Genomic DNA, 23,537 nt, shown 5'->3' with positions numbered 1-23,537 from the left:
GGTTTTAAAGTTTAGTTTCTGTCCCTAAATGATAGGGTTTGATTTTGTTTTTAGATGTGTTTAAAATGAAATAATCCAGAGTTACTCCGGCATCGATCATATAAATTTTTAAGGTTTGTTCTCCTTTATATTTGATAGGAACTGGTATTTGTTTTTTTGCGGTGTTACTCAAAACGTTTTGCTTCCAAGTATTGCTGCGTCCTTTAGTTTTAAAATCGATTATTTCAACAGGCTCATTATTCCATTGCACAGCAACTTTAACGGTGCCATTAGTGGTTAACGGATGCGTTGGAAGTGCATTTACAGTTAAGAAGGCTTCGTTAGTTATGGTTTCTGTGTTGATGTGATACTCTAAAACAGGTGCGCTTTTGTAATCTGAAAAGGATTTAGATGCTAAAGGCCATGCTTGTAGTGCGTTTTGCGAATGCCCTAAGCCTTGTAACGATTTCCAAAAAGTACCGTTTTTCTCAACATTGTTACTAAAACTACTAGCATGCCAAATGGCTAATCCATTCTTTTCAATAATGCTGTTTTTGGTTAGATTAGAATAGCTTTCGGAAATATTAATTTGAATATCCTTTTTGAAATTTTCGACCTCAATTGTAATTACTTCTGAAAGCGGTTTACCACTTTGCTTCCATGAATCCCAATCTATGGAAACAAAGATTCTGTCTTCTAAAGAATTTTCAAAATTCAGAAATCCTGATGATTCTGAAATATTAAGCCATTCAGGAACATTTTTGAATGTCCACTTTGCATTCCCTTTCGATTTTAAATACACATCAATAAAATGTGATGTAGAATCATTCGCATAGAAGGTTGGTAGCTTACTTCTTCCCTCAGAAGTTTTTAAAGTGTCTTCAACTGAAACCCCTAAAATATCTTTTGAAACCTTTTCATTGAGTTCAATTTCCGGATTTTGGTAAACAGGAAGATTTCTAGGCTTCATATGCATGATGCCGTTCCATTTTCCGTTTGACAACGCGTTGTATTTTTCGGTTAACGAAACAATATTTTCATAAGCCTGATTGGCTAATAATTTATAGGTTTCAGCACTTTTTCGACCTTGCTTAGCATAAGTTAGTGCCTTATCCCGATACAAAAATTTTTTATTCATGTTAGAAGCAGCTTCAACGGGATAACTGACTAACTGAACAAACGAAGATTTTAAATTTTCAGGAATGGTTTGTTCAATGTTTTGAACTTGGTTCTCTATGGCTTCATATGTAGCAATCCGATTAGAAATTTCATCGCCAAATGAGAACGCGGTGTAATCTGTATTATGAATTTGTGTGGTTGGTTCGGTTTGACTCCAGCCCATAAATTCGGGTTTTCGTTCGAAAGCTAAATGGTAGTAGGTCTCTTTTATTTTTGCGATGGTTTTGGCTTTTTCTTCTCCAAAAATGTCTGTGAAAAAGTCTTCTTGATGTTGGGCTATGGCTTTAATATCTTCAAACTGGGAGGCATCATAAGCCATATCTAAAAATAGCTGGGTATTGTATTCGGCAGGTTTAATATCGCCAACATTTAAAATCCAAATAGTTTTATTGTTTAGGGTATAAGCTTTCATCATTTCTTCCCAAATAAGATGCGGACTCGTAGTGCTTAACCATAAATAATCATGAGGTCTTCCCCAATAGGATGCATGATAATATACGCCACCGCCACCAGATCGTTGTTGCTCTTCGGTATCACTTAAAGATCGAATATAACCGTAGTTGTCGTCGGTCCAGACTAAAGTAATATCTTCCGGAACTTCAAGTCCGTTTTTATATAAGTCCAGAACTTCTTTGTAAACGGTAAAAGCCTGTGGCACCTGAGAGGCATCAGAGTTAATATATTTTTCAAGTAAACCACGCTGGTCTTTTATAATGCCGTCTAATAAATCTACAGCTTCATCTTTACTTTTCACACCTTCCATACCGCTGTCGTGTACACCTCGCATACCCATAGTATAAATAGCATCGATATTTTTTGCAGCTTTTACGCGGTTTTCCCAATAGTTATAAACTGTGTTTTTATTGTTTTTGTAATCAAAGCGTCCTAATTCTGTTTTATTCCATTCGTCTAAATTATTTCTTAGCATAGGTTCTGCGTGCGATGTGCCAATGACAATGTTGTATAATTCTGCCATTTTTGCATTGCCGGGATAGTGAAAAAAGGCTTTAGTACTAGGGTGCATGGCAGGCCAAATAGCATTGGCATTTAGCCTAAGTAATAATTCGAAAATTTTGGAATAAGTTTTCGGACCAATATCTCCTGTTTCAGGTTCAAAAGTTTTAGCCGCCCAGGGTTGTAAGCCCCAATCTTCGTCATTTAAAAAGATACCTCTGAATTTTACCGATGGTTCTTTGCTAAAATAGTTAGAATCCTTAATAATGAGCTCGCTTTGTTTTTTTGCAGGAATATCGGCCCACCAATACCACGGATTTACGCCTATTTGTTTAGAAAGATTGAATACGCCATAAGCTGTTCCGCGTGGTTGGGTTCCGGCAATAATAAACGCTTTTTCGATGTTTTTATTAGAATTTGAAACGGTTTTGTACTGGTAACTTTCCCATTGGTTTTTAAATTCCAAAGGATAGTCAGATGGACTTAAAAACTGATTAATCAATTCAGATTCTAACGCTCCAATAACAATAACATGACCTTTAGCATCGTCTATATTTGTTATGACTTCAGGTTTATAGTTAGTGACTTTAAAGATATCTTCAGCCAATAAATTTGAAGTTATAGAATCTAAGGGTGATGCCTTATCATATAGAATGACTGTTTTTTTAGTTTGGGTATAAATTTCGAAAGCAGCACTCTGATTGTTTGTAGATTGCATTGAAGTTCCACAAGCAAGCAGAATAAGACTTAAGAAGAATAATATATTTTTTAAAAGTAACTTCATTTAATGTTTTGTTTTTATAAAAGAAACATCATCAATCTGGCAGCTAGCATTTGCTTCTGCATTAGCAAAAAAGCCAATTTCTACCTTATCGTTTTTAACTTCAATGTCTTGAATTGTTATTGTGGACCAATTTTTAGTGTTTTTATTAACGGAAACATGCTTTTCAATACCACCACTTTCAGCATACATATTTAATATTTTGAAATTGCCATTGGTTTTTATTTTCGCAGTTAGAGTATATACTCCGTCAGCTAATTCAACCGAGGGAGTAGATTCTATAAACTGAAATACTTTACGTTTAAAATCAACTTTATCTTCAATATTCAGACTTTTTTCACCAATAACATGTTTTCGATCTTCTTGAGAGTTGAAATAATTAAGTTGAGGTGATTCTGAATCGCCTACAAGAACAGCATTACCCTGATACAACTGAGTTACCCACCCTGTAAGGTGTTCCTGAATCGGTTTTACAGGTGAAGGAATAGCTCGACGGTCGGCTTCAAAGCTTGGGTTTTTTACATAATCATTATCGCTTTCTACATACCATTCGCCTGTAGATTCGTTAAGGCTCCATGAATTAAGTGAGTTGAAAACTGGTGTATCGCCATCAAAAGACATAGGCATCCATTGGTTGTAACCAAGACCATTGCCGGCAAAATTAGCCCAGCGATCGCCGCAATAAACTACAGTTTCCTGTTTGCTTCCTTTTACGTTTACAAAAAATCCGGTTTGAGTTATGTGGGCAAAATCATCCATACAGCCTGGTGTGACCAACATTTCGTTAGCTGGGGTGTAGGGGCCTTTAATGTTGTCTGCTACTAAATAATAGGCATATGACGAATCCCAGCCATAAAGATTTGATGCAAATACATAATACTTGTTATTGTATTTAAACATGCAGTTACCCTCACGTCCTTTGCCTTTGTAAATTTGAGTGCAATCGAGTAAATCGACTTTTCCGTTTTTTATACCAATTTCTGAAATGTATATTTTGTTACGTCCACGTCCGTAAGAATACACCAAATAAGATTTTCCGGTATCGTAATCGGTGAAAACGGTTTGGTCGCCCGTATTTTGAGTGCCTATCATTTCGGTCATGTCCAATCGGTTATGCTTTTTAAAGTTTCCGGTAGCCGAATCAGATAAAGCGATTAGCACGCTGTTATCATGTTGAATAAATAACGCATATTGCTTTTTTTCTGGAATATAAGCCACTCCCATACGTCCTAACCAACCAGTGCGACCGTCTTGTTCTACTTCATTTCTTTCCAGTACATTATTTTCAAATGTCCAGTTTACTAAATCTGTAGAACTGTAACAGGTAACTGCAACAAAATTATTTCTAGCTTGCGTTTGCGATGGGTCTTTGCGGTATAATTCAGCTTCTTTGTAATGAACACCGTACCAGTAATACCTTTCTTCTCCAGTTTTCGGATTAGGAAAAATGAAAATACCGCCACCTTGACTGTAAATGGGTTTACCTTCAATGGTGTTCCAAAACGTGTCGTTTTTAATAGTGTTGAATTGAGCATATACAATTAAGTTCATCAATATAATTGATGAACTTAAAAGTCTTTTTAAAAGAATGGATTCAAATTTCAACATTATAAAGGGAGCGTTTTAATTACTTCATTCTATAAATTTCGGCACCAGCTAAAAGAAAACAACCTAAACCATAATCTTCAAAATCTGGTACTTTGGTGTACGATAAAGGCATACCATCTTTAGGTTCTTTTCCAGTAGATTGCAAATAACCAAGGAACCCGTTGTCGTTTAAAGCTTCATGAATAATACCATTCCAACCTTTTTCAATAACAGGAAGGTATTTATCTTTATTTAAAATACCGTTGTTAACGCCGTAAGCCATACCGTAAATAAATAAGGCAGTCCCCGAAGTTTCTTTACCTCCAAAATGTGAAGGATCGTGTAAACTTACGTTCCAGAACCCATCATTACGCTGGATAGGAACTAAAGCTTCAGCCATAGCTTTTAAATCTTTAATGTACTGATCGCGGTGTGGCGCATCTTCCGGGATGATTGATAAAACTTTTGCTAAAGCACCAATAACCCAACCATTACCACGACTCCAATAACAGTCTTCACCATTAGGTTCTGTATACGGCGGATCGAAATCGGCATCGCGCCACCATAATCCATCTTTTGGGTTGTAAAGTCCGTTGTCGCCATGTTTATCTCTGGTATACATGTACATTTCGTACATTTTTTCGAAGTAGCGTGTATCGTTTTCTAAAATACCTAACTTAGCAAATACAGGCATCCCCATTTGAATGGCATCAATCCAAGACCAGTCGTCCAATTGAGGGGTGTTGATAAGCATGTTTATACAAGCCTTTGTGTTTCTTAGTTTCTTAGAATCTGGTTCCAGATTGTATAAATCAATATAGGTTTGCGCCGCACAATAATCATCGGCATTTCGGTTAGCATTACCATTTCTAAAACCCCAGTTATGGAATTCCGCCCAATCGTAAGCATATTTATAATAGCTTTCTTCAGGATATATTTCGTATAAGGCCATTAATCCTTCGTAGTACACACCACGCGTCCAGATGTTACTTGGGCGTTCTTTATTGGTTATAATCGTTTTACCTACATCTTCCCATTTTTCCATGAAATATTTGTTGGCAAGTTGGATGTTTTCTAAGACTTCTTTTTTGTTGAAAGGTTGCTGAGCAAAACTTAATCCTGAAATTAAAAGTCCTAAGCTGAATGATAAAAAATGCTTTTTCATAAGAGAATTGTTATTGTAATGTCTTTTTTAGAGGAGTTATAGTTACAGGACCTAAAAGTCCAGACGGCATCGGGTTCCAAAGGATGGCATCAAATTTTTGATAATCTTTATTTACCATGTTAATCTCGTAGAAGATTTTCCATTCTTCGCCTCGTAGTTCTTTAGCACGTATTCTGTTTGCTGGTAAATTGGTGACTTGTATTTTTAATTCGTTGGTTCCTTTTTTCAATTTGCCTAATTGAATATTGAAAGGTGCCGACCATACGTCTCCAATATAGGTGCCGTTTAACCAAATTTTGGCGCTTTCTCTAACATCACCTAAGTTGAGCTTCCAGTTATCTGCATCAATTTCAGGTGCATTAAATTCTATCGTATAAGAGGCGGTTCCTGAAAATGCTTCAGCTTCTGGACTTAAAGTTGTCCATGACTGTAATGAATCTATTGTAACGGAAGCAGGAAGTTGCGGGCCGCCTTTTTCAAAATCAATTGCCCAAGTACCGGTTAAAGGAATTGGTTTTATTGGTGCTTTAATAATATTATCACCTTCTTTATATTTCAAATGAAGTGAAATAAAATCTTCATAATATGTCCAGTCAGTTTGAGACTTGCTGTTTTCGGTTTTAAGAATATAAGATTTTCCTGGTTCAATTTGAAGTTTTACCAAAGTTCTATCGTCTTCTTTTTTAACGATAGCATTACCAACGTTGCGCGTCAACGGATCTAAAATAATGACTTCTTTATTGCCAATAGCAATAGGAAGGAAATCGTCTATAGTTTTAGATGTATGATTTACCAAATAATAAATTTTTTCCCCATCAATATCACGACGAATGAATTTTAAACCGCTTTCAACCAGAGTTTCAGGGTTTACATTGGCGGTTTTTAAATCGGCGTATAAATTTGTTGTTGGTTGAAATAAAGATTCATTAGAAGATATCAAATCTGATAATTCTTTGTTTTGAGCTTCATAATCGTGATATCCAGGAACCGATTCCGGCAGGCCTTCAAAAATTATTTGTGCACCGGCTTGTTTTAATTCCAGTAATTTTTTCAAGGTTTCAAGTGGCATAAACTCTGAATCCGGAACCACTAATGATTTGTAAGTTCCGCCAGGTAAAACAATCAAGCCATCTTTAACCGAAGCTTTAGCAACAAATTTGTCTGAAATAAAATCGGTGTTATAACCTTTAGCCATTAAACTTTTACAGGTTTCATAAAATGGTGTGTCGTGAAGCCATTCGTCTAATGAGTGAATTTTAAACTGAAAGAATAATGAGTTTTTTAAGTTTTTGCCCCAGGTATCGTAAATAGGCCAGTACAATAAAGTTTCGTTGTCCGGTTGCCCCGATTGGAGCATCGATTGGCAGTTTGAAATATATGAAAATAACGATGGGACATCTTCCCAAATGGTCTTATTAGGATTGAAATTAACCGACGCATAGAATTTCCATCCTGGCCATGCTGCACGCTCCGGAGAGTAGGTTGAGCCGTGTAAAGATACGTGGTTAATACCGTTAAGCATTAAATCTTCAACTTCGGGTTTACATTGTGATAAAGCGGTTTTAAAGTGGTCGCGAAGCCATGTAAATGTTTCTGATGAGGTTAATTGTTTTCCTGCAATATGCGCTGCCGATGACGAGAATTTTAACATTACCGGGTCGGCATCACCTTCACGAATGTCTTCTAATTCACGTCTAAACCCAGGAATATCGTAAGGCATAGAGCCAAAGGTTTCACATTCCGGAATATCGGCTGAAGCGTATAAATCAATCAGGTTTCCAGGCGAACCATGTGCTTGTAATTTTGTTTTAAATTGTTTTGAATTTGCCCAGTCTGTCCACGGAATATCGAATTTATTCAGTAATAAATCTGATAAGGTTTCTCTGTAATCACTTTTAATACGGTTGCTAATATCGTTATCGGTAGTGTCTAGCAATTGTTGTAATTGTGGTAATAAATCATAGCCGCGACGTGCTTTAAATTCATTAAAGAATTTAGGCGTAAATGTTGTGCCGTAAACTTCATAACTGTCGTTAAAAATAGCACGAATTTTTCCGTCGAATTCGGATAAGGCTTCATTGAAAGGTACAACGTATTCGTTTAGAGCATCGGTAGAGTAGTGGTCTAAAGTATAACCTTTACCACCCGGTGCCGCACGTTTTACTTGCTGGCGTGTTTTTCCGCTAAATACTGCATAAATGGTGTAATCGGAGTTGTTTGCTTGCCAGTTTAGCTTGTCGTTTTCTAGTTTGTCTGTTATCTCGGTTGCATTTCCATCAGTATCAAAAGCAATAACATGTAATAGGCTTGCTAAACCATGTTGTTTTTTATCCTTAGGTTCAATGGTTGTATTGATAGTTGCGCCTTTTTTTACTTCGTATTTTTCAACTAAAAGTTGTGTCGCAGCATGTTCGGGAGTGACTTGTGGTCCGCCATAAGGCCAGCCTGTTCCTAAAACCATATCGACACCCATATTCAAACTATCAGCTACATCAATGGTATAATCCAGAATATCCATGTATTTAGGAGACAGGAAGTCTATGAAATTTTCTTCTTCGCCTTTAACACCATAAATCGGCGTAATTTCTACACCGCCTAATCCAGCTTTTTCAAAAGCTATTAAGTGCGATTTAATATTTGGCTTATCGACTGCACTTCCCATCCACCACCAACGTGTCCAAGGCTTTGTGGTTTTGGTTTGTTCCGGCCATGGCGATTTTGAATCGGTTTCAAGTTTTTTGCAGTTAACAAGTGTTAAACAGGTTAAAAGTAGTAGGGTATATGTGTTTTTAATCTTCATATAATAGTTTGAAAATTGAGTTTAGTTTAATGTTGTTTTAGCAATATCCACCGCGTAAATTTGCGTAGTTCCTTCAAAGTTAGCTCTAAAGATAATTTGTTTTCCGTTGGGAGAAAAATGAACATTTGGCTCTAAATCGTAGTTATGGTTTTTCATGTTTACTAGTTTTTCAGAAACTAAACTGTCTCCTTTTGGGGTGAAATGGTATAACCACATGCCGTCCTTAGCACGCGCTACTTGTCCGGGGTCGCCACCATCGCCAGCAAATGTTTTTTGGTCGGGTGAAATATTATAGTGAATAGACCATTCGTCGCGTTTTAATCCGTAACGAGTTTCTTTTCCTGTTGCTAAATGTTTTCCTGCAAGGTAAAAGGTAACGCTTCGCGGAATTTGTAAATCGAACCAAATGGTTTCTCCATCAGGACTAAAAAATTCATGTCCTGCTATTTCTCTTTCAACTGTTCTTTTGTGAATTAAAGTCGTGTCTTTTGTTTTAATATTTATGTTCCAAATGCGATTAACTTTATGCCAAGGACCTTCGTGACAATACATAAGTAAATCAGGATTGGATGGTGAAAACTGAATGTGATTTAACCAGGCATTTTCAGAGTATATATTCTTAAATTCTTTAGTGTTTACATTAATGGTAATAAGGCTTCGTTCTAATTTGGCTTCGTAAATCTTATCAAAATAACTAGATTTTTTAGGGTTCTTTTTAAAGATTTCGTTTTCTTCTTTGGTAATTAAAGCACCGCCGAGTAAGGTTTCATCTGCATTTAAAGTGGTTACAGAGCCAATAACATCATCACTAAATTTATAGATGAATTCGGTTTTATGCGTGTCAATATGTGTAGCAAATACACTGTCTTTAATCATGTAAAAGACTTTACGAGATTTTGGACCAATAATTTCACCACGTTTATTTCCTGGTTTATTGGTAATTTGTTGAACTTGTTTAGTGGTTAGATTGACAGTGAAAAACTGATTTCCAGTTTCAGAAGAACCGGAAAAAATCATTAAATCTTCAGTCCCGTCTTCCGATTTTAAAAACGGGTTATTATGAAAGTAAAAACTTCGGTTGTCTCCGGTTCTGTCGACTAATTTTTCAACTTTATGACCTGTAATAGAATCGATCCAGATTTTTGCAACAGAACTAGCTTTGCCTGTTTCTATCACTGGAATTTGATGTTTCGCTTTTGAATTATTCGATTTACATGAAACAGAAATAATTAGTGAAAGGGTTAATAAATATGTTAAAGGTCTCATTGGTTTAGTTTTAATTGAAGTTTTTTAGGTTGTCATATGTTCTTCAAATCAATAGTTAGTTTTCCATGAAATTAACAACGTTTTCATGAATATGTTTTTCCTTTAGGATATTATCTACCGATACATTTTTGAGAAAAACATTCTCGATAGGAAGTTCTGCCTGACCAAATATTTTTGATAGATATTCGGTTTCCGTAGCCGATACATTTTTAAGATGCACGTCGCTAATTGGAGTTAGTTTTCTTTCTATTGTTGGCACTAAATCACGCCATTGGTAAAGCACATCGGTTTCTATTCCTAAAACTCCATTAGCTATTTTACCCGCTTTTATATTTTCAACAAAAATGTTTTTTACATATCCACCACGACGTTCGTTGGTTTTTATAAATACTAAATGATACATTTTGGCACCATCAACCACATTACAGTTATCAACAAAAACATTCTCAATACCACCGGAAAGCTCACTGCCAATAGCGACTAACTGATGACCGTTTTTCATGGTACAGTTGCGCATGACAATATTTTTTGAAGGTGTATTTAATCGCCAGGCATCCTGATTTCTACCAGACTTTATGGCAATAGCATCATCACCTTGGTCAAATATACAGTTTTCAATAAGGACATTTTCGCTCATCTCAGGATCAACACCATCATTGTTATGTCCGTGAGCATATACATTTAAATTTCTAATAACCACATCTTTTGAAAGGTAAGGGTGAATGGTCCAGAACGGACTGTTTTCAATAGAAACACCTTCTAATAAAATGTTTTGACTACGATTAAATTGAATAAACTGCGGACGAAAATGTGCCGTATCATTTACCATCTGACGTTCTTCAATAGGTTTGTTATAAGACGCTAAATTGTAAAGACGTTTTAAGCTATTCATATGTGGTTTTGGGCGTGGAAACCATGTTTTCCAGATATCCATTTTTGCTTTTAGTTTTCCTTCGCCAGTAATAGCAATATTTTTACACTGATAGGCATAAATTAATGGAGAATAATTGTAACATTCCATGCCTTCCCAAGTAGAATGCACAGCAGGAAGATAATCTTCAGGAGCTTCAGAGAACAGTAAAACAGCTCCCTTGTTTAAATGCAGATTTACATTGCTTTTCAAGTGAATACTTTTTGTAATCCATTCGCCTTCAGGAATAATTACAATACCACCCCCTATTTTATTCGCTTCATTAATAGCATCATCAATAGCCTTCGAGTTTCGTTTTTTATTTCCTTTAATGGCTCCAAAATCTGTAATAAGAAATTGTTTGCAATAGCTAAAATCAGGAATTTCGATAGCTGGCATTTTAAACGGAGCTTCCACTTCAACCTTAGAAATTTTAACAGGATGAATGGTTTCTTTACAGGAAACGAAAAGTAAAAAGACAACTACAAAAAAAGCTTGGGCTATTTTAGTCATTAATAATGGTTATTTTGTTTAATTGGATAGTAAAGGTATTTTTTACGTTTAAAAATAGTATCCTGTAGCATCCTGTTTTAGTTGATTATAGCACGGTTTAAGAGTTTATTTTTATAAAAAGATAGGGGAAGTGCAGTATACCACAGGATACTATTCCGTTTACAACTAAATATCTTTAACTTTCCAACAAACTTTTTAAAACATAATTAATATTCATGAGTATTAGGTTTTTACCATTTACATTGCTTTGTTTTTTGCTTCTTTTGTTTTCAGCGTGTAAAAATCATTCTGTAGAAAAACAAACAGAAATTCATTTAGATAAAGGGTTGAATGTTTTAGTTATTATAGCAGATGATGCTGGATGGAACGATGTTGGTTATAATGGTTCTGAAATAAAAACGCCAAATATTGATAGTCTTGCAAATCATGGGGTAAAGCTAAACAGATTTTATGCCAATCCTACTTGTTCTCCTTCAAGAGTGTCTTTATTAACGGGAATGCCGTCAAGTAGAATAGGAGTTGTGGCCCCTATTAGCGGAAAAAGCAATAAAACCTTACCCGATTCGATTACCACCTTACCTCAGGCTTTAAAAAGGAAAAATTATCAAAATGCGTTGTTTGGTAAATGGCACTTAGGTTTAGATATATCTAATGGACCAAATGCTTTCGGGTTTGATTATTCGTATGGTTTTTTACACGGGCAAATCGATCAATACACGCACCGTTATAAAAATGGCGATGCCAGTTGGTATAGAAATGATAAGATGATAGAGGAAGACGGTCACACCACGGATTTAGTAACAAAAGAAGCTATTCAGTGGTTAATCAAGAAACGAGATACCACTAAAAATTTCTATGTGCAATTGGCTTACAGTGCACCTCATTTTCCGTTGCAAGAAGAAGAAAAGTGGAAAGTACCGTATTATAAAACCATAAAAGATAGCAGTCGCGTAGATTTTGCAGCGGCAATGACGCACATGGATGATGCCATAGGGAAGGTGCTTGAAACTTTAAAGGCACATCATCTTGATGAAAATACTTTAGTGTTTTTTATAAGTGATAATGGCGCTATGGAAAACTGGTATCCAACCTATCAGTATGATGGTAAATTTAAAGGCAATGATGTTTTAGGAAGTAATTTTCCGTTGCGCGACTGGAAAACCTCTAATTACGAAGGCGCCATTCGAGTGCCTGCTATAGCTTATTTTAGAGGAAAATTGCAGGCCGAAGAGAATTCAAATTATATGGCGGTTAGCGATGTTATGCCTACTGTTTTAAATTTAATAGGTGAAGATATTCCACAGTATGTTGAAGGTGTAAATGTTTGGCCGTCTATTGAAAATAGTAAAATAGAAACCAATCACGATATTTATGTGCGTGGCCATATTCAGGAAAGTTTGATTCATAAACCCTGGAAAATTATTAGAAATCGTCATAAAGATGGTTCGCCGGCCTTATATCAGTTATATAATATTGAAAGCGACCCAGAAGAGAAAAATAATCTTATAGATGAGCAAACAGAAATAGCAGAAAACATGAAAGTGCGACTTCAAAATCAGTTTAAAAAAGACGATAAAACGGTGAATGTTGAATTAAAATAGATTCTCATATAAATGAAATTAAAATCACTTTATTTTATTCTATTGCTGATTATTTGTTCAGCATGTGGAACTCAAAAAACAAAATCCAATCAACCTAATATTGCCGATAAACCTTTGTTTCGAGACCCTGTTTTCGACGGTGCTGCCGATCCCTCAATTCTCTGGAATGAAAAGGACAAGGTTTGGTATATGTATTATACCAACCGCCGGGCAAAAGACACCACTTTAAGCGGTGTAGCATGGGTACACGGAACAAAAATAGGTATCGCAGAATCTAAAGACGGTGCACACTGGACTTATAAAGGCACTTGCAATATCGATTATGAAATTGAAAATGTCACGCACTGGGCACCCGATGTTTTAGAGTATGATGGTGTTTATCATATGTATTTAACCATTGTGCCTGGGATATTTGAAGGTTGGTATCATCCGAGATATATTGTGCATTTAACAAGTAAAAATATGATAGATTGGGCATTTCAGTCTAAGTTGAAACTGGCTTCCGAACGCTGTATCGATGCCGATGTTTTTAGACTACCAGATGGTAGATGGCGCATGTATTATAATAATGAAAACGATGGGAAGTCCATTTATTATGCCGATAGTAAAGATTTATACAATTGGGTAGATAGTGGTAAAAAAGTGGTTAAAGATCGTGGTGAAGGACCAAACGTATTCCGTTGGAAAGGTAAAAACTGGATGGTTAACGATGCCTGGCGCGGATTAGGTGTGTATTGGTCTGATGATTTTGAACACTGGAACCGCCAAGAGAAAAATATTTTGGAAATTCCAGGAAAGGGTGAAGACGATAAAGTAAAAGGAGGGCATCCTGATATTGTTGTGAGCGGAGACAAAGCTTACGTGTTTTATTTTACGCATCCAGGGCGCACAGCAGAAAATAAAGGAAAAGACACGTATAATACAAGACGAACATCCTTACAAGTTGCGGAATTAAAGTATGTAAATGGAGACATTGTTTGCGATCGCGATGCACCTGTTTATATTAATTTAAATGCCAATTAAAATGAAAAAACATACCATTAGAAACGCTTTTAAAATGAAGTTGAAACCAGGATTCGAAGCTGAGTATAAAAAGCGTCACGATGAGATTTGGCCTGAACTTTCAGAGTTACTTTCTGAAACTGGAATTCAGGATTACAGTATTTTTTTAGATGAAGACACTTTAACACTGTTTGCGGTTCAAAAAATAAGTGAAGATTTCGATCACGATTTGTTGCCTAATCACCCTATTGTAAAAAAGTGGTGGGCATATATGGCAGACATAATGGATACAAACCCTGATAATTCTCCAGTAGCTTTACCCTTAAAAGAAGTTTTTCATTTAGATTAGTAGCTTTAAAACAACTCCTTATGCGTTTTTCAAATTTTGTTCTTTCAATTATTATAATATCTACTCTTAAATTATCTGCTCAGACTAGGCAGATTATTAATTTAAAAGAGGGTTGGAAATTCACTAAAGGAAATATTGAAAAAGCTTCTGAAAAAGACTTTAACGATAGTAAATGGGAAACAGTAAACGTTCCACACGATTGGGCTATTTACGGTCCATTTGATAAAGAAATCGATAAGCAAACTGTAGCCATTGAACAAAACGGAGAGAAAGAAGCAACCGAAAAAACAGGGCGTACTGGGGCTTTGCCGTATATAGGTGATGGCTGGTATCGTAAAACATTTAAACTTTCAGATGTTAAAGTAAATCAAAAAGTATTATTAACGTTTGATGGCGCTATGAGTCAGCCAAAGGTTTATGTAAATGGTAAGAAAGTAGGCGAGTGGAATTACGGTTATAATTACTTTTATTTCGATATCACAGATTTCTTAGATGAAGATAATGTTTTAGCAGTGCATTTATCAAATCAGGGTGAATCTTCCCGTTGGTATCCAGGAGCTGGATTGTACAGAAAAGTACAACTGATTGTAAAAAATAAAGAAAGCATCAACCATTGGGGAACGTTTACTACAACGCCGCTGGTTTCAAAGGATGTTGCAAAAGTAAATGTGAAAACTCAAGTTACGGGAAGTGATTTTAAACTGGTAACGACTGTTTTTGACGCAGATGGAAACGAAGTTGCTTTAAATGAAACAAGCACTATGTTCGATAATCAATTCGAACAAAATATCCTTGTTCAAAGCCCGAAGTTATGGAGCCCGGAATCACCGTATTTGTACTCTGCTAATTTAAAGCTTTATAAAGATGAGAAGTTAATTGATGAGGTGTCTACAACATTTGGCATTCGAACCATTGCTTATGAAGCCAATGAGGGTTTTAGTTTAAATGGCGAGGTTCGAAAGTTTAAAGGCGTTTGCCTACATCACGATTTAGGGCCTCTTGGAGCAGCGATAAATACTTCAGCTTTGCGAAGACAACTTCGAATTTTAAAAGATATGGGGGTTGATGCTATTCGAAGTTCTCACAATATGCCGTCGTTAGAACAATTAGAATTATGTGACGAAATGGGCTTTATGTTTTTAGCTGAAAGTTTTGACGAGTGGGCAAAAGCGAAAGTTAAAAATGGCTATCATCAGTTTTTTGAATCTGATGTGGAAAAGGATTTGGTAAATCTAATTCATGCCACCCGAAATCATCCATGTATTGTGATGTGGAGTTCTGGTAACGAGGTGCCCGATCAGTTTGGTGCCGAAGGGGTAAAACGCGCAAAACGTTTACAGGATATTTTTCATCGTGAAGATCCAACAAGACCAGTAACGGTTGGTATGGATCGTGTAGCGCAAACTATGAAATCTGGTTTCGGAGCACTTTTAGATGTACCTGGATTAAATTATCGTGTGCATTTATATGAAGAAGCGTTTGAGAAGTTTCCTCAAGGCTTTATTCTGGGGTCAGAAACGGCTTCTACAGTGAGTTCACGAGGTATTTATAAGTTTCCTGTTGAAAAGGCAAGCATGAAGCAATACGACGACTTTCAATGTTCGTCATACGATTTGGAATATTGTAGTTGGTCGAATTTGCCTGATGATGATTTTGTGCTTCAGGATGATAAACCTTGGGTCATCGGGGAATTTGTCTGGACAGGTTTCGATTATTTGGGAGAGCCAACACCTTATGATGATAAATGGCCGTCACGTAGTTCGTATTTCGGGATTAATGATTTGGCAGGATTACCTAAAGACCGTTTTTATTTATACCGAAGCCGATGGAATACAGAAGATGCAACGCTTCATGTTTTACCGCACTGGAATTGGGAAGGGCGTGAAGGTGAAACCACTCCGGTGTTTGTATATACCAATTATAACAGCGCCGAATTGTTTGTAAACGGAAAAAGTATGGGGATTCAGAAAAAAAATAATGAAACCCCTCAAAACCGTTACCGTTTAATGTGGATGGATGTTAAATATGAACCAGGAACACTTAAAGTTGTGGCTTTCGATGATGATGGAAATCCAGCTGAAGAAGAGGAGATTCATACCGCAGGAAAACCTTATAAAATTGTTTTAGAACCAGAAGAACAACAAATTAGGGCAAACGGAGAGGATTTGGTTTTTGTTAGAGTGTCTGTAGTCGATAAAAATGGAATTCCTTGTCCGACTGCGACTAATCAATTAGAATTTAAAGTGTCTGGAAACGGAACCTATCGTGCCGCCTGTAATGGTGATGCCACATCTTTAGAGCTTTTTCATTTGCCTACAATGAAATTGTTTAGCGGTCAATTGGTGGTATTGGTTCAAACCACAACTGAAGCTGGAGATATTCAGTTAAAAGTGAGAGGTAAAGGACTCAAGACAGGAGAAGTGACATTGAAGTCTATTAATCCGTAATTATAAAAAAAATGCTTCGAATAATTTCGAAGCATTTTTTTTATGTGTAACAAACTATGTGCTAATCAAAATAAATATAACTGCGTAAGCCCAGTCTTCTTGATTTTTTAAATAGTTCAGCTACAGTTTTAGCTGTAAATGTAGCGCCTTCCAAATTAGTGTGAGTGTGGTCTTGCGGAAAAAATGGTTTTACTTGTTCTTTGCCTAAAGCCTCATATTTGGTAGCTACTATATCATTTATATCGAAAAAGGGTACATGTTCAGCGTCAGCAACTTCTTTTGCCCATTTTACATAACTGTCGGTGCGTCTTTCAGCCTTACCGTTGGGCCATTCGTTACGTGGTGTTAGGCTTAAAATAATTGGGTTTGCACCTTTTTCTTTAGTGTCGTTTATCATCTTTTTTAAGTACCAACCATAAGTATGAACAGTTTCAAGTCCGGTGCTGTCGCGCATCACTTCCTGAGTTTCTTCTCCAATACCTTTTAAAGAACCTCTGTATTTCTTTTTATCAATGTTTCCGGCATCATTATGTCCGAATTGAATAATGACAAAATCTCCTTCCTGAAATTCGCTTTTAGCAGCATCCCATAAACCTTCATAAATAAACGTTCTGGTACTTCGTCCGCCACGCGCTTTATTAATAACATTGACTTGCGTAGTATCGCAAAATTGTGGGAACGGAACACCCCAACCAATGGTGTTTGGGTTACTGCTACTCGCCATAGTTGAATCGCCAATTAAGAAGATGTTTTTCTTTTTTGGAAGAACAACCTTTACATCGTTAAGGATATAATTTTTTATAGAATTATCGGTTTGTTTTAATTCATTGATAATAAGCGATGCTGCCATAGCAGCTCCTCTTGCTGATGGATGCGTGTGGTCGCGTTTGTAGAAATAAGTTCCTGTAACTTTATCTTCGCCAAAACCTTCAAGTTTCGCTGCCATTTTTTCATTTAAATTAATGAATGTCGCGCCTGTTTTTTCTGCAATTTGCTTCGCCCATAATCCGTAAGAATTATCATTTCTTGGTACTTTACCATTATGCCAGTCGTTTCTTGGAATGGGAGACATAATAATAGGAATAGCGCCTTTAGCTTGCGTTTCTTTTACCACTTTTTCAATATACCAACCGTAGGTGTGAACAATTTCGTGTACACCAGTAATCATATTATCTATTTCTTCGGTTTCATCACCAATACCTTTAATGGTGCCACGAGCTCTAATGGTATCGTTTACAGGACCGTTATCGTTATGACCAAATTGAATCATAACATAATCGCCACGTTTTAATTGCTTTTGGACAGAGTCCCATAAGCCTAAATTCTGATAAGTACGACTACTAGTTCCTCCTAGTGCATGGTTTTCAACCTTAACTTTAGTACTGTCTAAAAACTGACCGATAAAATCACCCCAACCCCAGAGACCTCCATAACCATCGCCACGACCGTTTTTTACGGTTGAATCACCAACAGTGTATAATTTTGGCGTTGTATTTTTTTGTTGTGCACAGGACGTTATTGAAATACAGAGGCACAAGAATGTTAATAACTTAAATTTTTTCATCAATATGTAATATTTAGTTGTCAGATCTAAAATCGAACAATAAGGTCATAGGAATACCTTCATCGCCACTTTTAATGCGAATGTTTGTAGGTTGACTTTCTGGTCCTTGATGTTCTAAAGGTTTAAAAGCGCGCATTCCAGGAATCTCATACATGAATGAAATATTTCCTTCTGGGAATCTTGGCTGCGGGAATACTTTTGAAACCGCATGCTTTGGTAAATCTGGTGTGAATAATCTAAAGAAAAGCTTATCGTTTTCACTAAAGAATTTATAATCACCATGGTTTGTTTTAAGATTACCTCCAATAAAATTGGCATGATAACCTTTGAATTCCGGGTATACTAAATTTTCAAAACTTTCACCGGTAACAGTGGTATTATAATCTTTCTCCCAAAGCCCAAGAGTTGTCCCTTTAATTCGGTTTTTCCAAACATGGTAAGGACCATTGCCAATCCATTTCATAGCTTCAACACCTTCTTCAGGAAAATCGAAGGTAACACCAAACTGATTGATGGCTCCTTCAAAAAAGGCACCGTCAAAACCACTATTTCTTCCTGCATTTTTCAGAAATATCAATTCTAATTTTAAACGACCGTCGTTAAATAGGGTCCAGGTGGCAGTTTCGATACCTCCCGCATATTTAAAAACACAAATAGCCGCTTCTTTAGTTTGAGAAATAGAAACATCTTCAACTTCAGCTTTCATGCCAATCGGTTTTGGTCCGTTTGTGAACGGGACATCTCCTTTTTTGTTTTGAATACTGATGATTTGCCCTGTTTTAGTATCTAATTTTACTGTAAGAGCTTTACTTGATAATGTGATTTCGCTATCTGTTTTTTCAGCTTTTGCTTCTTTTTTAAGGTCATTTTTAGCAATGAGTTTATTGGCTAAATATGATGCTTTATGAATTGGCCATGACCAAGTATAAATTTCACGACCATGTTTGTCTGTTGCTGTTATTTCTAACCAATCACCTTCAAAAAAGTTGGAAGGAACATTAAAATGAAGAGTTCTTGTTTCTCCAGGAGTGATGCTTTCAATAGTAATTGGGTTAGAAGCAATAACTTCAGCTTTATCATCGGTATATAAAATTTCTTCGGTCGCTTTTAAAACACGGTATTCAAGTTTACAGGTATTTAGATTTGTATAGATATAATCGTTAGTTACCAAGAAAGAACCGTCGAATTTTTGAGTAATTTGTTTAGGAGCAAATTGAATAGGAGACCATACTTCTTTAACTGTAAAGAAACTGCCTTCTTTTTCTCTATGCGGACCTAAAACACCGTCGGCCGCTAGGTTACCTTTGGAATCATATTTTTGTTCTCCCGTCCAATCAGTTCGTAAAACAGCTTCATCCAGCATGGCCCACATAAAACCGCCTGCGAATAATGGACTTTGTTTATATCGTGTCCAGAAATCTTCAAGTCCGGCACCAATACCGTTGTCGTAAGTACCATGCATAAATTCAGTTGGGAAAAATACATTTTCACCGTTATTAAAGCGGTGCATACCTGTTAAATACGTTGGGTAATGGTGGGTGTCCCAGCCATCGAAATCAGACCATGGATGAATTACAATACGCTTTTGGGGGTCGTATTCGTGGAAGACGTGGTCTATTTCGTAATTCCAACCACCCTCGTTACCGTGATCCCAGATAATTACAGAAGGGTGATTCACATCGCGTTGAACTGTTTCTTTGATGAGTTGTGTTCCGGTTTTGGTATCATAACCATTTTGCCAGCCTGCAACTTCATTTAAAACAAATAAACCAAGGGAGTCACAAGCTTCAAGGAAATGTGAGTCTGGAGGATAATGAAAACGCACGGCGTTCATATTCATATCTTTAATCAGGTTTACATCTAAAACACTAATATCCTTATCTGTGCTTCTACCAGATTCTGGCCAAATGGTATGGCGGTTAATCCCTTTCATGATAATCTTTTTACCATTTACGTAGATGCCATCTTTTTTAAGGAATTCTAGAGTCCTGAATCCGATTTTTGTTTTTGAGGTATGAAGTATTTCATTCTCTGATTTTAACTCTAACGTAAGAGTATATAGATTTGGTGATTCCGGGTTCCAGGTTTTCACGTCATCCCATTTTGCTGAAATGGTTTGGTGAGTTTTTTTGTCATCTAAAGGAATCGTTATAGTTTTGAATGATTCATGGCTTCCAATTGGGCTGATAGTAGCTTCTATACTTGCTTTTTTGGGAAGATTAATGATGTCTAAATCGGCTGAAAGTGAGCCATCCATTTTAGCATCAACAGCAACATGTTCAATGTATGTTTTAGGAGAAACCTCTAACCAAACCGGTCTGTAAATTCCACCAAATAACCACCAGTCGGTTTTACGCTCAGCGTTATTTACGGTGTTGTTACTGGAGTGTTTAGAAACGTGAACTTCTAGCAGATTGTCTTCACCATAGTTTAGAAGGGAAGTAATATCGTATTTAAATTCGTAAAAGCCGCCTTGGTGAATTGGTCCTGCCGATTTCCCGTTGATTTTAACTTCAGTATCGGTCATAGCGCCTCCAAAAACTATGGTGACATTCTGATTTTTATAAGTTTCTGGGATGCTGAAGTTGTATTTGTAAAATCCTTCCTCTTTACTCGGTTCTTTTTGGTTAAGTTCTTTATACCAGCGACCGTATGTGTACTCACCAAAACCTTCTAGTTCCCAGTTTGAAGGTACGTTTATTGTTGACCATGTTTTACTGTTGTGCCCGTCGGTACACATAAATTCCCAAGAAACTGGGTGTTTAAAATCTTTTCCAGAAAGGTAGATTTTTTTGGTTTCCTGCGCATGGCTAAAGAAAGTTATTGCAAAAAGAACAAAAAGTGTGTGTAATGTATTTAATCTCATTTGTGTTTAGTGGCGTTGATTGTTATGCGTTTTTTGTGAAACACATTCTGTAAATGTACTTTATACATTTATGAGAACTATCCTGTGGTATCATGTGTTTTGTAAAGAACAGGCCCTTTAATTACCATCAGGTTTTTTAATTTCAAATCGTGTACTCATCGGTAGCGTCCAATTGCTAATTACATTTGGTTTTTTAGGGTTGTACTCTGGAATATTTGGTCTAAGGTGTTTTTGTAAATCCAAGTTTAAACCTTTAATGCCTTGAACCACACATTTAGCAATTTCGTTAGCTCCAAAACTGTTAAAATGCGTATTGTCTTCTAATTTTTTGCTTTGTCCTGGAAATGTATTTGCCGGATATTGAACAAAGGCCTGCCTAGATGGTTCGTCTCCCCAACTTTCGTACATATCTGTTGTCATTTTCGTGATATCAATTAATGGCACATTCATATCTTTTGCTACTTTACGCATAGCAGCAGGGAAGTCGCCATGAGTTGCTTTTAAAGTGCCGTCAGCATTGAACGCTCGGCGTTGCGTTGGGGTACATAGAATCGGGATTCCGCCTTTTTCTCGTGCTTTTGTAATATATTCTTTTAAATAGTTTGTGTATGACTCCCAGGGACCAATACCATCGCCTTTTTGTTTTTCATCGTTATGAGCAAATTCTATAAATAGATAATCACCTGACTTCATTAGCGATAGAATTTTGTCTAAACGTTTTACAGCTTTAAAAGCGCTTAACGAAGAACCAGACTCGGCATAATTCGCAACAACTACATCAGCTGATAGATAATTGGTAAAAAATTGCCCCCACGATGCCCAGGGTTCTACATCCTGATCGGTAACCGTTGAATCGCCGGCAAGGAAAATGGTAGTGATGTTTGAAACCTGAGTTATGTTAATACTTTGAATCGCTGGACTTCCTGAAAATTCTAAAGTTAATTTGTCATCCCAGTTAAGTTGGCGTTTATCACGGTCTTTTATTCGAATGGAAGAATTATTATCAATTTTAGGCGTTCTAACATTAACGGTAAAGGAATAGTGAACGGTGTCTTTTTTTTCGACTTGGAGTTCCTTAATCATTAAACGTCTGGATTCAGCTTTTACAGTCGTTTCAGAACATTTTTTATCACCTAAAATTAAATCGACTTTGTAAAATCCTTCGGGTAATTTTATTGAAAAATAAACCGAACTGTTTGAAGTTAATGCCTGCTTGCTGAATTTAGCATTATTAGCGGTATTAAAGTCAAAACCATAGCCTTTAGCTTCATTGTATATTGTAGCTTCTGAAATATTTACAGCATTGTCGGGAGTGTTTTTTGTTCCAAAGCTAAATGATTTATTTAGATTAGATTGCGCAGTAGTATAAAGTGTAGCTAGTAAAAATAAAAGATTTAGTAAGTTGGTTTTGTGGTGGATCATAAAATTTATTTTTGACTAAAATATTAGTCTAATTGTAAAGATCCATCCTGTACTATTCTGAAATAGAATCTTTTTAAACCGAATTCCTTTCTATGTAATCAAAAACGTTCTTTACTTTTTCTTTTTTATTATTTAAAACCAGATAAGCTGCTGTCTCACCCATAGCTTTAAAATGGGTACTAACGACGTTAATACCTAAGAGGTCTTTTAGAGGCGTATCGTTATAGGAAATGATACCGATATCTTCTCCTAAAGTTAAATTTTTGGCACGTACCTGACGAACTAAATTCACTAAGTCGTGTTCTTCAATAATGATGTAGGTGTCCTTACTATCAAGATCCATGTCATCGTAAATTTCATTTAAAATCTCAAAATCGAAATTAAATTTTGAACAAAATTTTCTAAAACCGTGGACAATGCGCTGAGGGTAAGGATATACCGATTTTGATGGGTACACCAAAACAAGCTTGTCGTATTTCTTTAGTTTGTCGACACCTTTTTTCAGAGCGTTGTATATATCTTCTTGAAAATCTTGATAAACCGCGCCATAATTCCCCTCTATTTGCAGTTTATTGTTGTCTAAAATAATAAGCTTGTCTTTAGGGACTTTATTTAAAACATCCTGAACCATGTTAGTGGTACTTATATGGTTCGAATCATCGGTTTTAAAATGAGGCATAATCACATAATAGTCGTAGGCGCCAAGATTACGTTCTAAAGTTTTGGCAAAGATGGATTCTTCACAGTGGTATACCGATAAAGTAACAAGACTATTCATTCCTAAGCTGTTAACAAATGAGTTGTAAATCATCATTTTGTAGGAACTTAGTTTGTTAATCATGAAGAAGATTTGAATTTTAGAAATCAAATCGGTTTTTGCGGTATAGTAGCCTTTACCTTTAACAGAGATAATAACTTTCTGTTCTTTGAGTTGTTTATAGGCTTTTTCTACTGTGTCACGAGAAAGATAACAGGACTCACTTAATTCGTTAATGGAAGGTATTTTTTCACCAACCTTTAATTTGCCCTTCGAAATATCATTAATAATAGAATCAACAATTTGCTTGTATTTGGGGACACGAGACGATTCATTAATTTTAATTTCAATTTGTTGAGCCATAAAATGAATTGCTATAATTAGAAACTCCACTT

14 protein-coding genes are annotated in these 23,537 nt (G+C 36.2%); 4 read left to right on the top strand and 10 right to left on the bottom strand.

Annotated elements, in window-relative coordinates; translation table 11 throughout:
* Window positions 1–4: 4 nt before the first annotated feature.
* Genes RBH94_RS03820 through RBH94_RS03795 form a run of 6 tightly spaced genes read right to left on the bottom strand, consistent with a single transcriptional unit; the run spans window position 5 to window position 11,134 of the window.
* Complete coding sequence (locus RBH94_RS03820; protein WP_307882450.1) at window positions 5–2,896, bottom strand: glycosyl hydrolase 115 family protein; 2,892 nt, start codon at window positions 2,894–2,896, stop codon at window positions 5–7.
* The gene (locus RBH94_RS03815) at window positions 2,897–4,501 is read right to left on the bottom strand and encodes a family 43 glycosylhydrolase (protein ID WP_307882449.1); all 1,605 of its coding nucleotides are present in this window, start codon (window positions 4,499–4,501) and stop codon (window positions 2,897–2,899) included. It abuts the gene before it with no gap.
* Window positions 4,502–4,520: 19 nt separating this feature from the next.
* Window positions 4,521–5,645, bottom strand: coding sequence for a glycoside hydrolase family 88 protein (locus RBH94_RS03810; protein WP_307882448.1), 1,125 nt, complete (start codon window positions 5,643–5,645; stop codon window positions 4,521–4,523).
* A 10-nt stretch (window positions 5,646–5,655) separates the two neighbouring features.
* Entirely contained in the window at window positions 5,656–8,445 is a 2,790-nt protein-coding gene (locus RBH94_RS03805) for a glycosyl hydrolase (protein ID WP_307882447.1), read from the bottom strand.
* A gap of 21 nt (window positions 8,446–8,466) precedes the next feature.
* A complete protein-coding gene (locus tag RBH94_RS03800) occupies window positions 8,467–9,711 on the bottom strand; it encodes an oligogalacturonate lyase family protein (RefSeq protein ID WP_307882446.1) in 1,245 nt (414 codons plus the stop codon).
* A gap of 55 nt (window positions 9,712–9,766) precedes the next feature.
* A complete protein-coding gene (locus RBH94_RS03795; RefSeq protein ID WP_307882445.1) occupies window positions 9,767–11,134 on the bottom strand; it encodes a glycoside hydrolase family 28 protein in 1,368 nt (455 codons plus the stop codon).
* Window positions 11,135–11,349: 215 nt separating this feature from the next.
* Between RBH94_RS03795 and RBH94_RS03790 the strand changes: the two genes are divergently transcribed.
* From RBH94_RS03790 to RBH94_RS03775, 4 genes are read left to right on the top strand one after another with little or no spacing between them, the layout of a single operon-like run.
* On the top strand, window positions 11,350–12,735 hold the full coding sequence (locus tag RBH94_RS03790; protein WP_307882444.1) for a sulfatase-like hydrolase/transferase: 1,386 nt from the start codon (window positions 11,350–11,352) through the stop codon (window positions 12,733–12,735).
* A gap of 12 nt (window positions 12,736–12,747) precedes the next feature.
* On the top strand, window positions 12,748–13,758 hold the full coding sequence (locus tag RBH94_RS03785; RefSeq protein WP_307882443.1) for a family 43 glycosylhydrolase: 1,011 nt from the start codon (window positions 12,748–12,750) through the stop codon (window positions 13,756–13,758).
* Between the two features lies 1 nt (window position 13,759).
* Window positions 13,760–14,086, top strand: coding sequence for an L-rhamnose mutarotase (rhaM, locus tag RBH94_RS03780; protein ID WP_307882442.1), 327 nt, complete (start codon window positions 13,760–13,762; stop codon window positions 14,084–14,086).
* 20 nt (window positions 14,087–14,106) lie between these two features.
* On the top strand, window positions 14,107–16,533 hold the full coding sequence (locus tag RBH94_RS03775) for a DUF4982 domain-containing protein (protein WP_307882441.1): 2,427 nt from the start codon (window positions 14,107–14,109) through the stop codon (window positions 16,531–16,533).
* A 61-nt stretch (window positions 16,534–16,594) separates the two neighbouring features.
* Here the strand turns inward: RBH94_RS03775 and RBH94_RS03770 are convergent, their stop codons facing one another.
* The 4 genes from RBH94_RS03770 to RBH94_RS03755 form a co-directional block, all read right to left on the bottom strand.
* Complete coding sequence (locus RBH94_RS03770) at window positions 16,595–18,097, bottom strand: rhamnogalacturonan acetylesterase (protein WP_307882440.1); 1,503 nt, start codon at window positions 18,095–18,097, stop codon at window positions 16,595–16,597.
* Between the two features lie 13 nt (window positions 18,098–18,110).
* Window positions 18,111–20,963: a glycoside hydrolase family 2 TIM barrel-domain containing protein gene (locus RBH94_RS03765; protein WP_307882439.1), complete on the bottom strand. Its 2,853-nt coding sequence runs from the start codon at window positions 20,961–20,963 to the stop codon at window positions 18,111–18,113.
* 117 nt (window positions 20,964–21,080) lie between these two features.
* Complete coding sequence (locus tag RBH94_RS03760) at window positions 21,081–22,385, bottom strand: rhamnogalacturonan acetylesterase (protein WP_307882438.1); 1,305 nt, start codon at window positions 22,383–22,385, stop codon at window positions 21,081–21,083.
* 73 nt (window positions 22,386–22,458) lie between these two features.
* Entirely contained in the window at window positions 22,459–23,505 is a 1,047-nt protein-coding gene (locus RBH94_RS03755) for a GntR family transcriptional regulator (protein WP_307882437.1), read from the bottom strand.
* Between the last annotated feature and the right edge of the window lie 32 nt (window positions 23,506–23,537).

It is taken from the genome of Aestuariibaculum sp. YM273 (genome assembly GCF_030908365.1).
GTDB lineage: Bacteria > Bacteroidota > Bacteroidia > Flavobacteriales > Flavobacteriaceae > Aestuariibaculum > Aestuariibaculum marinum.
The sequence above is the reverse complement of the archived record's forward strand: the minus strand, read 5'-3'. Positions and strand labels throughout refer to the sequence as shown.

Bases quoted from the DNA above. Each gene is read 5' to 3' on its own strand.
- RBH94_RS03820 (WP_307882450.1), bottom strand. From the start codon at position 2,896: ATGAAGTTACTTTTAAAAAATATATTATTCTTCTTAAGTCTTATTCTG.
- RBH94_RS03815 (WP_307882449.1), bottom strand. From the start codon at position 4,501: ATGTTGAAATTTGAATCCATTCTTTTAAAAAGACTTTTAAGTTCATCA.
- RBH94_RS03810 (WP_307882448.1), bottom strand. From the start codon at position 5,645: ATGAAAAAGCATTTTTTATCATTCAGCTTAGGACTTTTAATTTCAGGA.
- RBH94_RS03805 (WP_307882447.1), bottom strand. From the start codon at position 8,445: ATGAAGATTAAAAACACATATACCCTACTACTTTTAACCTGTTTAACA.
- RBH94_RS03800 (WP_307882446.1), bottom strand. From the start codon at position 9,711: ATGAGACCTTTAACATATTTATTAACCCTTTCACTAATTATTTCTGTT.
- RBH94_RS03795 (WP_307882445.1), bottom strand. From the start codon at position 11,134: ATGACTAAAATAGCCCAAGCTTTTTTTGTAGTTGTCTTTTTACTTTTC.
- RBH94_RS03790 (WP_307882444.1), top strand. From the start codon at position 11,350: ATGAGTATTAGGTTTTTACCATTTACATTGCTTTGTTTTTTGCTTCTT.
- RBH94_RS03785 (WP_307882443.1), top strand. From the start codon at position 12,748: ATGAAATTAAAATCACTTTATTTTATTCTATTGCTGATTATTTGTTCA.
- rhaM (WP_307882442.1), top strand. From the start codon at position 13,760: ATGAAAAAACATACCATTAGAAACGCTTTTAAAATGAAGTTGAAACCA.
- RBH94_RS03775 (WP_307882441.1), top strand. From the start codon at position 14,107: ATGCGTTTTTCAAATTTTGTTCTTTCAATTATTATAATATCTACTCTT.
- RBH94_RS03770 (WP_307882440.1), bottom strand. From the start codon at position 18,097: ATGAAAAAATTTAAGTTATTAACATTCTTGTGCCTCTGTATTTCAATA.
- RBH94_RS03765 (WP_307882439.1), bottom strand. From the start codon at position 20,963: ATGAGATTAAATACATTACACACACTTTTTGTTCTTTTTGCAATAACT.
- RBH94_RS03760 (WP_307882438.1), bottom strand. From the start codon at position 22,385: ATGATCCACCACAAAACCAACTTACTAAATCTTTTATTTTTACTAGCT.
- RBH94_RS03755 (WP_307882437.1), bottom strand. From the start codon at position 23,505: ATGGCTCAACAAATTGAAATTAAAATTAATGAATCGTCTCGTGTCCCC.